The organism is Nonomuraea sp. NPDC048826 (assembly GCF_043198225.1).
Classification (GTDB): domain Bacteria; phylum Actinomycetota; class Actinomycetes; order Streptosporangiales; family Streptosporangiaceae; genus Nonomuraea.
Genome location: NZ_JBICUQ010000005.1, coordinates 1 through 12,672, shown reverse-complemented (window position 1 = coordinate 12,672; position 12,672 = coordinate 1). Strand labels below are relative to the sequence as shown.

General features: G+C 71.0%; 15 protein-coding genes and 1 rRNA gene. 5 read left to right on the top strand and 11 right to left on the bottom strand.

Features of this window, described 5'->3' with window-relative positions; genetic code table 11:
• Window positions 1–221 precede the first annotated feature (221 nt).
• From ACGFI7_RS18400 to ACGFI7_RS18390, 3 genes are read right to left on the bottom strand one after another with little or no spacing between them, the layout of a single operon-like run.
• Window positions 222–1,160, bottom strand: coding sequence for an NAD-dependent epimerase/dehydratase family protein (locus ACGFI7_RS18400; RefSeq protein WP_393405738.1), 939 nt, complete (start codon window positions 1,158–1,160; stop codon window positions 222–224).
• A gap of 9 nt (window positions 1,161–1,169) precedes the next feature.
• On the bottom strand, window positions 1,170–1,436 hold the full coding sequence (gene rsrA / locus ACGFI7_RS18395) for a mycothiol system anti-sigma-R factor (RefSeq protein WP_393405736.1): 267 nt from the start codon (window positions 1,434–1,436) through the stop codon (window positions 1,170–1,172).
• Complete coding sequence (locus ACGFI7_RS18390; RefSeq protein ID WP_393405734.1) at window positions 1,433–2,149, bottom strand: sigma-70 family RNA polymerase sigma factor; 717 nt, start codon at window positions 2,147–2,149, stop codon at window positions 1,433–1,435. Before ACGFI7_RS18390 ends, rsrA begins: the two co-directional genes overlap by 4 nt.
• A 121-nt stretch (window positions 2,150–2,270) precedes the next feature.
• Between ACGFI7_RS18390 and ACGFI7_RS18385 the strand changes: the two genes are divergently transcribed.
• Window positions 2,271–3,008 (top strand): class I SAM-dependent methyltransferase, encoded by a 738-nt coding sequence (locus tag ACGFI7_RS18385; RefSeq protein ID WP_393405732.1) that lies wholly within the window; start codon window positions 2,271–2,273, stop codon window positions 3,006–3,008.
• 15 nt (window positions 3,009–3,023) lie between these two features.
• On the opposite strand, the gene ACGFI7_RS18380 is transcribed toward ACGFI7_RS18385, so the two are convergent.
• Window positions 3,024–3,356, bottom strand: a complete 333-nt coding sequence (locus tag ACGFI7_RS18380; RefSeq protein ID WP_393405730.1) for a TraR/DksA family transcriptional regulator — start codon at window positions 3,354–3,356, stop codon at window positions 3,024–3,026.
• 157 nt (window positions 3,357–3,513) lie between these two features.
• Entirely contained in the window at window positions 3,514–4,260 is a 747-nt protein-coding gene (locus tag ACGFI7_RS18375; protein WP_393405728.1) for an SOS response-associated peptidase, read from the bottom strand.
• Window positions 4,261–4,367: 107 nt separating this feature from the next.
• On the opposite strand from ACGFI7_RS18375, the gene aroA reads away from it, so the two are divergent.
• On the top strand, window positions 4,368–5,666 hold the full coding sequence (gene aroA, locus ACGFI7_RS18370; RefSeq protein ID WP_393405726.1) for a 3-phosphoshikimate 1-carboxyvinyltransferase: 1,299 nt from the start codon (window positions 4,368–4,370) through the stop codon (window positions 5,664–5,666).
• Between the two features lie 34 nt (window positions 5,667–5,700).
• Entirely contained in the window at window positions 5,701–6,780 is a 1,080-nt protein-coding gene (rsgA, locus tag ACGFI7_RS18365) for a ribosome small subunit-dependent GTPase A (RefSeq protein ID WP_393405724.1), read from the top strand.
• A 12-nt stretch (window positions 6,781–6,792) separates the two neighbouring features.
• Here the strand turns inward: rsgA and ACGFI7_RS18360 are convergent, their stop codons facing one another.
• Entirely contained in the window at window positions 6,793–7,245 is a 453-nt protein-coding gene (locus ACGFI7_RS18360; RefSeq protein ID WP_393405722.1) for a DUF4442 domain-containing protein, read from the bottom strand.
• Window positions 7,246–7,337: 92 nt separating this feature from the next.
• On the opposite strand from ACGFI7_RS18360, the gene hisN reads away from it, so the two are divergent.
• Window positions 7,338–8,120, top strand: coding sequence for a histidinol-phosphatase (hisN, locus tag ACGFI7_RS18355; RefSeq protein WP_393405720.1), 783 nt, complete (start codon window positions 7,338–7,340; stop codon window positions 8,118–8,120).
• Here the strand turns inward: hisN and ACGFI7_RS18350 are convergent.
• The 4 genes from ACGFI7_RS18350 to ACGFI7_RS18335 form a co-directional block, all read right to left on the bottom strand.
• Window positions 8,117–8,902: a fructosamine kinase family protein gene (locus tag ACGFI7_RS18350; protein ID WP_393405718.1), complete on the bottom strand. Its 786-nt coding sequence runs from the start codon at window positions 8,900–8,902 to the stop codon at window positions 8,117–8,119. The two genes, hisN and ACGFI7_RS18350, sit on opposite strands and share 4 nt — an antisense overlap.
• Window positions 8,889–9,371 (bottom strand): low molecular weight protein-tyrosine-phosphatase, encoded by a 483-nt coding sequence (locus ACGFI7_RS18345; RefSeq protein ID WP_393405716.1) that lies wholly within the window; start codon window positions 9,369–9,371, stop codon window positions 8,889–8,891. Before ACGFI7_RS18345 ends, ACGFI7_RS18350 begins: the two co-directional genes overlap by 14 nt.
• Before the next feature lie 555 nt (window positions 9,372–9,926).
• Window positions 9,927–10,955 (bottom strand): serine hydrolase, encoded by a 1,029-nt coding sequence (locus ACGFI7_RS18340; RefSeq protein ID WP_393405714.1) that lies wholly within the window; start codon window positions 10,953–10,955, stop codon window positions 9,927–9,929.
• Between the two features lie 32 nt (window positions 10,956–10,987).
• Window positions 10,988–11,884, bottom strand: a complete 897-nt coding sequence (locus ACGFI7_RS18335; protein WP_393405712.1) for a phenylalanine 4-monooxygenase — start codon at window positions 11,882–11,884, stop codon at window positions 10,988–10,990.
• Between the two features lie 127 nt (window positions 11,885–12,011).
• On the opposite strand from ACGFI7_RS18335, the gene ACGFI7_RS18330 reads away from it, so the two are divergent.
• The gene (locus ACGFI7_RS18330; protein WP_393405710.1) at window positions 12,012–12,464 is read left to right on the top strand and encodes an Lrp/AsnC family transcriptional regulator; all 453 of its coding nucleotides are present in this window, start codon (window positions 12,012–12,014) and stop codon (window positions 12,462–12,464) included.
• Between the two features lie 123 nt (window positions 12,465–12,587).
• On the opposite strand, the gene rrf is transcribed toward ACGFI7_RS18330, so the two are convergent.
• Window positions 12,588–12,672, bottom strand: a 5S ribosomal RNA gene (rrf, locus tag ACGFI7_RS18325); the annotation flags it as partial.

The window sequence follows — 12,672 nt, the reverse complement described above, 5'->3', positions numbered from 1 at the left end:
GCCCCCCACGCGTGTTCAGGTCCAGGAAACTCCGGGTGGCGCGGCGCCACCCGCCAGGAACGCGACCACGGGAGTGATGAGCACGGCGGCCGTGAACAGCCGGGCGATCAGTGGCTTCAACATGCGCTCGCCTCCACGTCGACTTCTGGGGCTCACGCTACAGAAGTCGCCGCCCGCTGACCGGCCGAGTCGCGAATCGCAAGCAAAGCGTAATCGAACAACTACCTGCGGCGACTCCTGGCCCACTCGACCGTGAGCTTCACGCCGGTCGACAGGTCGACCCGCGGCTCCCAGCCGAGGCCCTCGTAGGCGGGCACCGGGTCGACGGCCATGGCCGGCAGGTCACCGGGGCGGGGCGGGGCGAAGCCCGGCTTGTCGGGCGCGCCGGCGGCGTCGGCGATCAGCGAGTGGAGCCTGCGGTCGGTGGTCTGGATGCCGGTGCCGAGGTTGAACCGGCGGCCGTCGCCGTCGGAGCCGCACGCCCGGACGAAGCCCTCCACGACGTCGTCGACGTAGACGTAGTCGCGGGTCTGCGTGCCGTCGCCGTAGACGACCGTGGGGGTGCCGGCCAGCAGCGCGTCGGTGAAGATCGACACCACCCCCGCCTCGCCCTCGGGCGACTGACGCGGCCCGTAGACGTTGGCCAGCACGAGCGTGGTGTATTCCATCCCGTACAGCCCGCGGAAGGCGGCCAGGTAGGTCTCGCCGCTCAGCTTGGAGGCGGCGTAAGGGGAACGCGGGTCGGTGGGGGCGTCGCCGGGCACCGGGATCGTCTGGGGCCTGCCGTAGACGGCCACGGACGAGGCGAACACCACCTTGCGCGCACCGCCCTCGCGCGCGGCGGCGAGCACGGCAGCGGTGCCGGTGACGTTGAGGCTGGCGTCGGCCACCGGGTCGGCGACGCTCCTGCGCACGCTGATCTGCGCCGCGAGATGGCAGACGACCTCCGGCCGGATCTCGGCCGCCAGGGCGACGAGCGCGGGGTCGCGGATGTCGAGGACGTGCAGCCTCAGCCGGCCGGTGTCGGTCGCCTGGGCGAGGTTGTCGTGGCCGCCGGAGGACAGGTCGTCGACGACGGCGACCTCATGCCCTTCGGCGAGCAGGCGGTCGACGAGATTGGACCCGATGAATCCGGCACCCCCGGTGACGAGCACGCGCATGGGGAGATCCTAGTCGGACAGCTCGGCCCTCACTCGCGCGATACGCGCAAGCACCTTGTCGCGCAGGTCGTCGGGGACGGGGTCGCAGCCGCACTTCTTGGCCACCAGCTGCTTGATCGCCTTGTCGAGGTCGTACTCCTCCAGGCAGGGGCCGCACTCGTCGAGATGCACGCGGATGTCTGCGATGTCTCCGGCGGTCAGCTCGCCGTCGAGATACTCGTAGACCCTGTCGAGCACGTCACGACAGTCGGTCTCATGCGGCTTGCCACAGCTCATTTCGATCCCTCCGTCGGGACCAGGCCCCGGTCACGAGCGTAGTCTTCCAAGAGGCCGCGCAACTGCCTGCGCCCCCGATGGAGCCTGGACATCACGGTGCCGATCGGAGTGCCCATGATGTCGGCGATCTCCTTGTACGGGAAGCCCTCGACGTCGGCGAGGTAGACCGCGATCCTGAACTCCTCGGGCAGCGCCGCCAGGGCCTCCTTGACGTCGCCGTCGGGAAGGTGCTCGAGCGCTTCCACCTCGGCGGACTTGAGCCCGCTCGACGTGTGGGAGCCGGCCCGCGCGAGCTGCCAGTCCTCGATCTCCTCGGTGCCGGCCTGCTTGGGCTCGCGCTGCTTCTTGCGATACGAGTTGATGAACGTGTTGGTGAGGATCCGGTAGAGCCACGCCTTGAGGTTGGTGCCTTCCTGGAACTGGTGGAAGGACGCGAACGCCTTGGCGAAGGTCTCCTGCAACAGGTCCTCGGCGTCAGCGGGGTTTCGGGTCATCCGGAGCGCGGCCGAGTAGAGCTGCTCGAGGTAGGGCATGACGTCACGCTCGAACCGCTCGCTCCGCTGCTCCAGAGTCTCCGCGCCAGTCGCGGGCACCGGACCCACCCCCCTAAGATCACCGGTGACCGCCTGTGACGGAACACCGTACTCAGGGGAGAATACCCGTTCGGCGGTGACCGGCCGGTCGCCGGGGACGGGGTCGAGCAATGTGAGCATGCTCGTCGCAACACACCCGCGTCTCCGTCTGTTCCCGCAAGATAGAAGTGACGAACAACCCGGTGCGGGGAAAACCATACGTACCGGCTGGTAGCCATTATCCGGAACCCAGGAGTCGCGCGTGCTGCCCATTCCGGCCGAGGAACTCAACGGCTCAGGAACGTTGGGGCCGTACTGGACCTTTTACCACGCCGTCGTCGCCGAGCAGCTCAGCAGGTGGCTTCCCGCCGACCCGTCCGTCGTCCTCGATCTCTCCGGCGGCCGCGGCCGCTGGTCCAGCCAGGCCGCGCGGGCGGGCCACCGCGTGATCGAGGTGCTCGACTTCCGCCGCACCGCCGAGGGGGGCCGGCTGCGCGACGCGGGGCTGGTGCGCCACGTGCGCGCCGACGACCTGTCCTTCCTGCCCGACGAGAGCGTCGACGCGGTGGTCGCCGAGGAACGCGCGATGTCGATCGAGCTGATGGCCGAGTCGGCGATGAGCGACGTGGCGCGCGTGCTCCGGCCCGGCGGGCGGGCTCTGGTGTGCGTCGACTCCCTGGTGCTGGGCATGGCGATCCTGGCCGAGCAGGGCCAGTGGCAACACCTGCGGCAGACCGGCGAGGTCATGCTGGTGCCGTGGCCCGACGGCAGCATCACCCGCTGCTTCAGCAGCACGCAGCTGCGCGAGCTGCTGACGGGCGCCGGCCTGGAGGTCGAGTGGGTGCGCCCGCGCACGGTGCTGTCGCCCTCGACGGTCGACCACGTGCTCGGGTCCGACACCCGGACCCTGTCCTATCTCGTGCGCACCGAGCTCGACGCGCGTCCGGACGAGGACGACACGGTCGGCATCCACCTGGTGGCCAGCGCGCGCAAGCGCTGAGCGGTCACCGCTCGCTCAGCGCCTGCGCTCCCGCTTGCCCTGGCACTGCACGCACCGGGCCGCCTCCGGACGGGCCTCCAACCGGCCTTCCGGCACCAGCCCTCCGCAGTCGACGCACCGCCCGTAGGTGCCTTCGTCCAGCCGCTTGATGGCGTCGATCACCGCCCTGCGCTGCGTGGTCGCGACGGTCAGCATCGCCCGGGCGCGATCGGCGTCGGTCAGGTCGGAGCCGGCGTCGGCGGCGGAGCGGTCACGGATCGCCACCGGGTCGCCCTGCAACACCCCGATCGATCGATCGAGTTCGGAGAGCATGTCTTCCAGTCGCTCACGAGCGGTCGTGACGTCCACGGATCCGCACCTCCGGGAAAGTGGGGGCAGCCCGCAGCGGGAGTCCCCGGTAATCCCGCGCGGTGCGATTTAGGGGCCTTTGATAAGCGGTGACAGCCAGTAAACGGATGCCATTGCTTTCCTCACCGGATGCCCGCTTCGTGCGCTCCTTACACCTTCAGAAAAGAGCGCTTTCCCCGTCCTCCGGCAGCGGCTCGATGAGACCTGGGCCGTTGTTGCGCACGTTGTTGACATCGGTGCTGACCGGATGGGCGGTGAGCCTGCCCGGCTGGGCGGGGACCAGCAGCCGCTGCGCCTGCTCCGTGTCGGTGACCTTGGGGTCGAGCCACTCGCCCCAGCGCTCCCGCTCGATCATCATCGGCATGCGGTCGTGGATGCGGCCCAGGTCGTCCTCGGCGTCGGTCGTGATCACCGTGCAGGTGACGAGCCACTTCAGCGGGTCGTCGTCGGCACGGTTCGGGTCCTTCCAGAACTCGTACAACCCCGCCATCGCCAGCACCCCGCCGTCGGAGGGGTGGATGAAGTACGGCTGTTTCTTCTTCTTGTCGCCCTCCACCGGCATCCACTCGAAGTAGCCGTCGGCGGGCAGCAGGCAGCGCCGCTTGGCGAACGCCTGCCGGTAGGACGGCTTCTCCGCCAGCGTCTCGGCCCTGGCGTTGATCATCCGGGACCCGACCGACGGGTCCTTGGCCCAGGCGGGCACCAGCCCCCACTTGACCACCCGCAACTGCCGCACCGCCCGCTCGGCCTCCTTGGGCACCCGGCTCAGGACGGCGTAGACGTTCTTGGTCGGCGCCACGTTGTAGTCGGCGCCCAGCTCCTTGTCAGGGTCGGCGTCCTGCTCCACCTGGAACTCCTCGAGGAGTTGGTGCTTGTCGCGCGCCGACGCGTATCTCCCGCACATGACTCCACACTGCCACGTCGGTCTTTCGCTCGCATGTACGAGTCGCCCCCGCGACGACGGCGGTTTCGTCTTCCTGGGCGTGCGCGCCGGGCCAGTAGGCTTTGACCATGTCCGACGTCCACTGGCCCGCCCCGCACGCCGACGCCCCCGTCACGGCGTCCATCTCGCTGCCCGGCTCGAAGTCGGTGACCAACCGGGCGCTGGTCATCGCCGCGCTCGCCGACGGTCCCGGGGTCGTCCGGCGCGCGCTGCGCAGCCGCGACGCCGACCTCATGGCCGCGGCCCTGCGCGCTCTCGGGGCCACGCTCACGACCTCGGCCGAGACCGCCTCCGGCGTCGACTACGCGGTCACGCCAGGGCCGGTCCGCGGCGGCGCGCACATCGACGCCGGGCTGGCCGGCACGGTCATGCGGTTCGTGCCTCCGATGGCCGCGCTCGCCGACGGGCCGGTGTCCTTCGACGGCGACCCGCACGCCCGCAAGCGGCCGATGGGCCCGATCCTCGGCGCGCTGCGGGCGCTGGGCGCGCGGGTCGACGGCGACGCGCTGCCGTTCACCGTCCACGGGCCGCTCACCGGCGGCGAGGTGACGGTCGACGCCTCGACCTCCTCGCAGTTCGTCTCGGGGCTGCTGCTGGCGGCCGCGCGGTTCGAGAAGGGGGTGGCGATCCGCCACGTCGGTCCGCCGGTGCCCTCGCAGCCGCACATCCAGATGACGGTCCACATGCTCCGCGCCGCGGGCGTCCGGGTCGACGACAGCGAGCCCGACGTATGGCGCGTCGAGCCGGGCCCGATCGCGGCCCGCGAGTGGCTGGTGGAGCCCGACCTGTCCAACGCGGCCCCGTTCCTGGCCGCCGCGCTCGTCACCGGCGGCACGGTGACGGTCCCCGGCTGGCCGCTGGAGACCACCCAGCCGGGCGACGCGCTGCGCGACCTGCTCGCCCGGATGGGCGCCGACGTCCGGCTGGAGCCCTCGTCCGAGAAGGCCGAAGGGGCCGCCGACCTCGTGGTGCGCGGCACCGGCGAGATCGCGGGCATCGACGCCGACCTGCGCGAGGTGGGCGAGCTGACCCCGACCATCGCGGCGCTGGCCGCGCTCGCCGGCACGCCGAGCCGCATCCGCGGCATCGCCCACCTGCGCGGCCACGAGACCAACCGGCTCGCCGCGCTGGTCACCGAGATCAACCGGCTCGGCGGCGACGCCGAGGAGACCGACGACGGGCTCGTCATCCGCCCCCGCCCGCTCCACGGCGGCCTCTTCCACAGCTACGACGACCACCGCATGGCCACCGCCGGCGCGGTGATCGGCCTCGCGGTTCCCGGCGTCGAGGTGGAGAACATCGCCACGACGGGTAAGACCCTTCCGGAGTTCGCGCGCATGTGGGCCGCCATGCTGGGCGATCGGTGACCGCCGTGCGCGGATGCCGCCGCCATCGCGGGGTATGCGAGCCCTCCGGACGAAGCGGCGAGGTCATGGGAGTGGATCGCTGAGAAGGCGGGAGTACGACGAGGACGACGTGCGGGTCAGGCCGGGCAAGGGCTCCAGGCCGCGGACCCGCATCCGCCCTGCCCACGAGGACGCGGAGCAGGGCTTCGTGGTGGCGGTCGACCGCGGCCGCTACACCACGCTCGTGGAGGCCAAGCGCAAGCAGCAGCGCCGCCTGGTGGTGGCCATGAAGGCCCGCGAGCTGGGCCGCAAGGGCATCGTGGTGGGCGACCGGGTGGCGCTCGTGGGCGACGTCTCCGGCCGGCCCGACTCGCTGGCCAGGGTCGTGCGGGTGGAGCCGCGCACGTCCATGCTCCGGCGCTCGGCCGACGACACCGAAGACACCGACGGCATCGAGCGGCCCGTGGTGGCCAACGCCGACCAGCTCGTCATCGTGACCGCGCTGGCCGATCCGCCGCCCCGGCCGCGGATGATCGACCGCATCCTCGTGGCGGCGTTCGACGCGGAGATCGACCCGCTGCTCTGCCTGACCAAGTCGGACCTGGCGCCCCCGGACGACCTGGTGGCCCAGTACGCCCCGCTGGGGGTGCCGCACGTCGTGGTCCACCGGGGCGGCTCGCTCGACGAGCTGCGCGAGCACCTCAAGGGCCGCATCAGCGTGCTGGTCGGCCACTCCGGGGTGGGCAAGTCGACCCTGGTCAACGCGCTCGTCCCCGACGCCAACCGGGCCGTCTCCCAGGTCAACGCGGTCACCGGGCGGGGCCGCCACACCTCCACCTCGGCCGTCGCGCTGGAGCTGCCCGAAGGCGGGTGGATCATCGACACGCCGGGCGTGCGCAGCTTCGGGCTGGCCCACGTGTCCGTCGAGACGGTCCTGGCGGCCTTCCCCGACCTGGTGGAGGGCGCGGTCGCGTGTCCCAAGGGCTGCACCCACCTGACCGACGGCTGCGCCCTGGACGCTTGGGTGGCCGACGGTCACGCCGACCGGGCCAGGCTGGAGTCGCTCCGGCGCCTCCTGTCGAGCCGCGAGGGCGGCCTCGACGACGCCCCCGACCAGCTCTCGCCGCGCCCGTAGCGCCGGCGGGCGTCAGGTCGTGGGGCGGAGAGTCCAGGAGACGGTGAGGGTGGCCACCACCGTGCCTTCCTCGTTCGTCACCTCGACCTCGACATCGAACTCCGGCCGCTCCCCCGCGTCTAGCCGGCCCACCACCTCGTCCCGCTCGGCCAGCAGCCGCGCCGACGCGACGATCTCACCCTTGGCCAGCTTCAGGTAGCGGACGGTCGAGGCGGTGGCCAGCGGGACCGCCCGGCTGAGCTGGTCGCCGAAAGCGGTGAGCATCGCGGCGCCGGACGCCGACTCGGCCAGCGTGAACAGCGCGCCCGCGTGCGGCCCGCCCACATGGTTGTGCAGGTCCGCCCGGTCCGGAAGGCGGCAGACGGCACGCCCGTCGGCGGCGGAGTCGAAGGTGATGCCGAGGGTGCGGGCGAAGGGCACCGTCTGAAGCAGCAGATCGCCGATGTCGAGGGACATGCCAGGCATGCTACTAGCGGGTAATCGAAAAGCGGACCTACCAGAAAAGCCGCCACGGGTAACCTGTGTTCGACACAGGCGGCACGGTAGCGTGACACATCGTGCAGGGATACCACGACGACCTCCGCCTCGCCCACGTCATGGCGGACGCCGCCGACGACATGACGATGCGCCGGTTCAAGGCGGTCGATCTCAAGGTCGAGACCAAGCCCGACCTCACCCCGGTCAGCGACGCCGACCGGGCCGTCGAGGAGGCGATCCGCAACACGCTGCGCCGGGCCAGACCGCGTGACGCGGTGGTGGGCGAGGAGTTCGGCAAGACCGGCTGGGGCGCCAGGTCCTGGATCATCGATCCCATCGACGGCACCAAGAACTACGTGCGCGGCGTCCCCGTCTGGGCGACGCTGATCGCCCTCATGGAGTACGGCAAGGTCGTGGTCGGCCTGGTGTCGGCTCCCGCGCTGGGCCGGCGCTGGTGGGCGGCGACCGAAGGCGGCGCGTGGACCGGCAAGAGCCTGACGAAGGCGAGCCGGATGCGCGTCTCGTCCGTCTCCGCTCTGCAGGACGCGTCCTTCTCCTACTCCAGCTTCGGCGGCTGGGAGAAGACCGGCCGCCTCGACGGCTTCCTCGACCTGGGCCGCGCCTGCTGGCGTACGCGCGCGTACGGAGACTTCTGGTCGCACATGATGGTGGCCGAGGGCTCGGTGGACCTGTCGGCCGAGCCGGAGCTGTCACCGTGGGACATGGCGGCGCTCACGGTCATCGTGGAGGAGGCCGGCGGCCGCTGGACCGACACGGCGGGCGTGCGCGGCCTGGAGGGCGGCAGCCTGGTGTGCACGAACGGCCTGCTGCACGACGAGGTCATCAGGCGGCTCAACGCCTAGAGCGCGAGCACCCGGGCCACGGCGTCCATCAGGCTGCCGTGGTACGACCCGCCGAACAGCACCACGTGCACGAGCAGCGGGTGCAGCTGATGCAGCGGCACCCGCTCCCGCCAGCCGTCCGCGAGCGGCGCCTCCTCCTGGTAGGCGGCCAGGATCCGGTCCAGGTACGGGGCGCCGAACAACGCGAGCATGGCCAGATCGGTCTCGCGGTGACCACCATGGGCCGCGGGATCGACGAGCACGACCCGGCCGCCGGACCACATCAGGTTGCCGCTCCACAGGTCTCCGTGGATGCGGGCGGGCGGCTCCGGCTCCCCGGCCACCTCGGCGAACCGCTCCACCGCCCGGTCGACGAGCGCCAGGTCGCCGGACGGCAGCCCCGCCATCCGGGCGAACGGCAGCACCCGCCGCTCGGCGTAGAAGGCCGGCCAGTCGGCGGAAGCCGCGTTGTCCATCGGCAGCTCCGCGATGAACCCCGGCCACGGCGCGCCGAAGGCGTCGGCCCCGGCCAGGTGCAGGCGCGCCAGCTCACGACCGAACCGCTCGGCCGCGGCGGCCGACGGCCGCTCCTCGTCCACCCACGACAGGACCAGCCGGTCCGCGCCCGCCTCGATCACCTCGGGCACCGCGATGACCTCGCCCAGCCAGCGCAGCCCCGCCGCCTCCGAGGCGAACACCGGCGAGGCGGCCCCCGTCTTGGCGAACACCACCCGCCCGTCGTCCAGCACGCCCCGCTGCAGCCGCCACCCGTGGGACATGCCCAGGTCGTCAGTCGATCTCATCGGCGATGTGCTTGGCGATGCCCTGGGACGCGGTCTCGACCAGCGAGAGCACCTCGACGAACCCCTCCTCGCCGCCGTAGTACGGATCGGGCACCTCGGCCCCCGCCGGCGCGTCCGGGTCGAAGGAACGGAACAGCCGCACCTCCACGCCCGGCGGCGCCATCCGGCCGAGGAACGCCGCGTTGTCGCGATCCATGGCGAGCACCAGGTCGTAACGGTCGAACCAGTCGGCGGTGAACTGCCGGGCGACGTGCTCGGACCCGTCGTACCCGTGCTCGGCCAGCACCCGCAAGGCCCGCTGGTCCATCGGACCGCCGGCGTGCCAGCCACCGGTGCCCGCACTCTCCACGATCACCCGCTCACCCAGCCCATGAGAGGCCAGCACCCTGCGGAGCACCGCCTCGGCCATCGGCGAACGACAGATGTTGCCCATGCACACCACGCACACGCGGTAGGTCGGAGATGTCATGCCTCTATCGTGCCCTTCCCCCTGACCCACCGCCCCTCCAGGCCACCCCGCCACCACGCAAAACTCCCGCGCCCACCCACTCACCTCACCGACCGCCCGTCGGCTTCGGCGAGCGTCACCTTCTGGAAAGGGTCCCCCGCCAGGCGCCCCGTCCTTACCTGGCGAGCGGCCCCACCCGGCGGGCCACCTTCACCCCGGCGGGCGAGCGTACCCCAGAGCGGGCGTCACCGCGCGAACCAGCAGCAGCCGTCACCCGGCGAACGGCCCTCACCCCCCGAGATCAGCCGTCACCCCACCGGACGTTCCTCACCCCTCCGAGATCAGCCGTCACCCACCGGACGTTCCTCACCCCTCCGAGATCAGCCGTCACCCCCGTGAACGGCCCTCGCCTCAGCGCCCGACTCTCACCCGGCGGCCGACCGTCACCCCAGCGAGCGGACAGCACTCCAGCGGGCGGACGGCACTCGGGACCGCGGACGAGCAGGCGGCACTCCGACGGGCGGGCGGCCGTCTTCGTCAGCGGACGTGCGGCCCGTCTTCTTCGGCGGGTGGCCGTCACTTCGGGCAGCGTCGGAATGCCTTCATGATCTCCTCAGCGACGCCCTCGACGGTCGCGATCCCGTACCCGACCTCAGCGCTGCCCTCCGTGAGCACGGCGATCGCGTAGTCATGGCCGCCGCCGCGGATCAGTCCCGCGCTGACGACGGCCCAGCGTTCCGTGGACACCCGCTTGAGCCACCCGTTCTTCAGCGCCACCCGATCCCCCCGGCACCGCGCCGCGCTGATCCCCCAGTCCTGCCCGTCGACGACCTCCCCCATGAGCCGGAGCACCCGCCCGCGATCGGCGGCGGGCAGCGGGCTCCGCTCCGACACCAGCGCCTTGAGCAGCCGGACCTGATCCTCGGCCGACGTCCGGGTGATCCCCCAGCAGTACAGATCGACACAGGTGCCGGGCACGCCCTGGGTATGACGCAGACCGAGCTTCCGGCCCGCCTCGGTGAACCCCGGCGCGGCGCCGATGCGTAACCAGAGCCGGTCGGCGGCATGGTTGTCGCTGTACCGGATCATGTCCTCCGCGTCCCGCCTGACCGCCTTCGGCAACTTCTTCCAAGGAGTACGGAGGAGCAGCGCCATGAGAATCTGAACCTTGGCCGTACTGGCGGTGATCACCGCTCGACGACGCTGATAGCCGTAGACGCGCCCGGTGGTGAGATCCTTGACCATGGCCGTGGCCAGGCCGGGCCGACCCGCGAGATAGCGCTCCAGGCGCCGGGTGAGCTTCTCGGCGTCGATCGCGCGCACCCGGTCGATCGTCCTGACGCCTTCTTCGATACGGCCGATCGCTTTGACGCCACCTTCTCTGCCCCGGCCGGGCGGGCCCTCCCCGATGTCGCCGAGGACTCCGCTCTTCCAAGGCAGGCCCGCCGGGGTGACCGGAGGCCCCAGCGCCTCGGCCACGTCGTCGGCCGGAGCCCTGGCGCGGGCGGGGCCGGGGGCCGCGGCGAGCGCCGGTGCGGCGAGGCTCCACAAGAGCGCCAGCACCATGATCACCCGTGGTAACCCGCGTCCCCGGCCCGCGATCATCCATGAATTATCACGAAGACCGCACCACCTCGCTAGGCGTGCTGGCGACGCTCGGCCAGCAGTCCGGCGATCGAGTCGTCGTCACACGTGGTCCAGAACCCGCCGACCACGTCCTCCAGATGCGTCAGTGACTCGGCCGCGAACAACACATCCTGATATTTCGTGATGTCGTAGTGAGTCGTCCCCATGACCGCCACGTCCAGCGGCCGGATGTCCATGCCCCGGAACTCCTCGATCTCCCCGTACGAGGAGAGAATGCCCGCCCCGTACGCCCTGAGCTCCCCGGCCTCCCGCATCACGCCGAACTCCAGCGTGAACCAGAACACCTTCGAGATGAACTCCAGCGCCTCCTCGCTCTCCACCCGCCGCGCCGCCTGGCCGGCCAGCCGGTAGAGCGCCGCGTACCGGTCGCTGGCGAGCGCGTTGGCGTGCCCGATGACCTCGTGCACCACGTCCGGCTCCGGCGTGTAGAACGGCACGGAATGATGGCGGATGTACTGCGTGGAGTGGAAGTACCCGTCCGCCAGCACGCCGTAGAACTCCCGCAGCGGCACCAGCCCCGCCGCAGGCAGGTAGCGGAACCCGGTGAGCGGCTCCAGCAACTCGCTGACCTCCTGCAACTGCGGGATCCGGGTCGTGGGCAGCCCGAGCCTCTGGGTCGCGTCGAGATATTCGGCGGTCGCGTACGCGCGATGCTTGATCGCCAGCTCGCGGCTGACCAGGGCCCAGACCTCGTGCTCCTGCTCGGTGTACTCGGCCACCGGGATCGGCGTCCCACGCTGATAGCCGACGGCCAGCGCCGCGATCGCGTTGCGCCGCGCCCGGTACACGGAATCCGCGAACCCGGGATGGGACGCGGCCAGCTCGACCACCACCGACCCGTCGTCCTGGGTGGCGACCGGGGCGAAATACTGCGCTTCCTCGAACATGCCCCAGATGACAGCAAGTCCCCGCCGATCTGGCAAGAGCTGTCAGTTCGGCTACGCGATACGCTCAATTCCGTACGATCTATGGCGATATTTCTGGTCGAATCGCTCAGCCTTTGAGGAGCCTGCCGTGGACGATCTCGACGCTCGACTACTCGTGACCATGCGCGCCCATCCGCGCATCGGCCTCACCGAGCTCGCCCGCCGGCTCGGCGTCGCCCGCGGCACCGTCCAGGCCCGCCTCGACAAGCTCATCGCCAAGAAGGTGATCGCGGACTTCGGCCCCACGGTCGACCCCGCCCGCGCCGGCCACCCGATCCTGGCGTTCGTATGGCTGCAGATCGCTCAGGGGCGCCTGGCCGAAGCGGTGGAGACACTCGGCGCGGTGCCGCAGATCCTGGAGGTGCACGGCACCAGCGGCCAGCACGACCTGCTGTGCCGGGTCGTCGCCAAGAGCACCGACCACCTTCAGGCGATCATCGCCGACATCCTGACGTCCCCCGCCGTCCAACGCACCGACACCACGATCACCCTGTCGACCCAGATCCCCTTCCGCATCGAACCGCTCCTCCTGGCCCCTTGACCCCTGGGAACGGCCCCTGACATGAAGAAAGGGCCTCGACGCCACGTCGAAGCCCTTGCAACAAAGCCTAGAAATAGAAAAGGCCCCGAGCACAAGCTCGGGGCCTTCCCTCATATAAAGATTGTCCGGCGGTGACCTACTCTCCCACACCCTCCCGAGTGCAGTACCATCGGCGCAGAGAAGCTTAACTTCCGGGTTCGGAATGTAA

What these genes read in the sequence shown, in the direction of transcription:
- ACGFI7_RS18400 (WP_393405738.1), bottom strand. Translation starts at nt 1,160, where the DNA reads ATGCGCGTGCTCGTCACCGGGGGTGCCGGATTCATCGGGTCCAATCTC.
- rsrA (WP_393405736.1), bottom strand. Translation starts at nt 1,436, where the DNA reads ATGAGCTGTGGCAAGCCGCATGAGACCGACTGTCGTGACGTGCTCGAC.
- ACGFI7_RS18390 (WP_393405734.1), bottom strand. Translation starts at nt 2,149, where the DNA reads ATGCTCACATTGCTCGACCCCGTCCCCGGCGACCGGCCGGTCACCGCC.
- ACGFI7_RS18375 (WP_393405728.1), bottom strand. Translation starts at nt 4,260, where the DNA reads ATGTGCGGGAGATACGCGTCGGCGCGCGACAAGCACCAACTCCTCGAG.
- aroA (WP_393405726.1), top strand. Translation starts at nt 4,368, where the DNA reads ATGTCCGACGTCCACTGGCCCGCCCCGCACGCCGACGCCCCCGTCACG.
- rsgA (WP_393405724.1), top strand. Translation starts at nt 5,701, where the DNA reads ATGCGAGCCCTCCGGACGAAGCGGCGAGGTCATGGGAGTGGATCGCTG.
- ACGFI7_RS18360 (WP_393405722.1), bottom strand. Translation starts at nt 7,245, where the DNA reads ATGCCTGGCATGTCCCTCGACATCGGCGATCTGCTGCTTCAGACGGTG.
- ACGFI7_RS18350 (WP_393405718.1), bottom strand. Translation starts at nt 8,902, where the DNA reads ATGAGATCGACTGACGACCTGGGCATGTCCCACGGGTGGCGGCTGCAG.
- ACGFI7_RS18345 (WP_393405716.1), bottom strand. Translation starts at nt 9,371, where the DNA reads ATGACATCTCCGACCTACCGCGTGTGCGTGGTGTGCATGGGCAACATC.
- ACGFI7_RS18340 (WP_393405714.1), bottom strand. Translation starts at nt 10,955, where the DNA reads ATGATCGCGGGCCGGGGACGCGGGTTACCACGGGTGATCATGGTGCTG.
- ACGFI7_RS18335 (WP_393405712.1), bottom strand. Translation starts at nt 11,884, where the DNA reads ATGTTCGAGGAAGCGCAGTATTTCGCCCCGGTCGCCACCCAGGACGAC.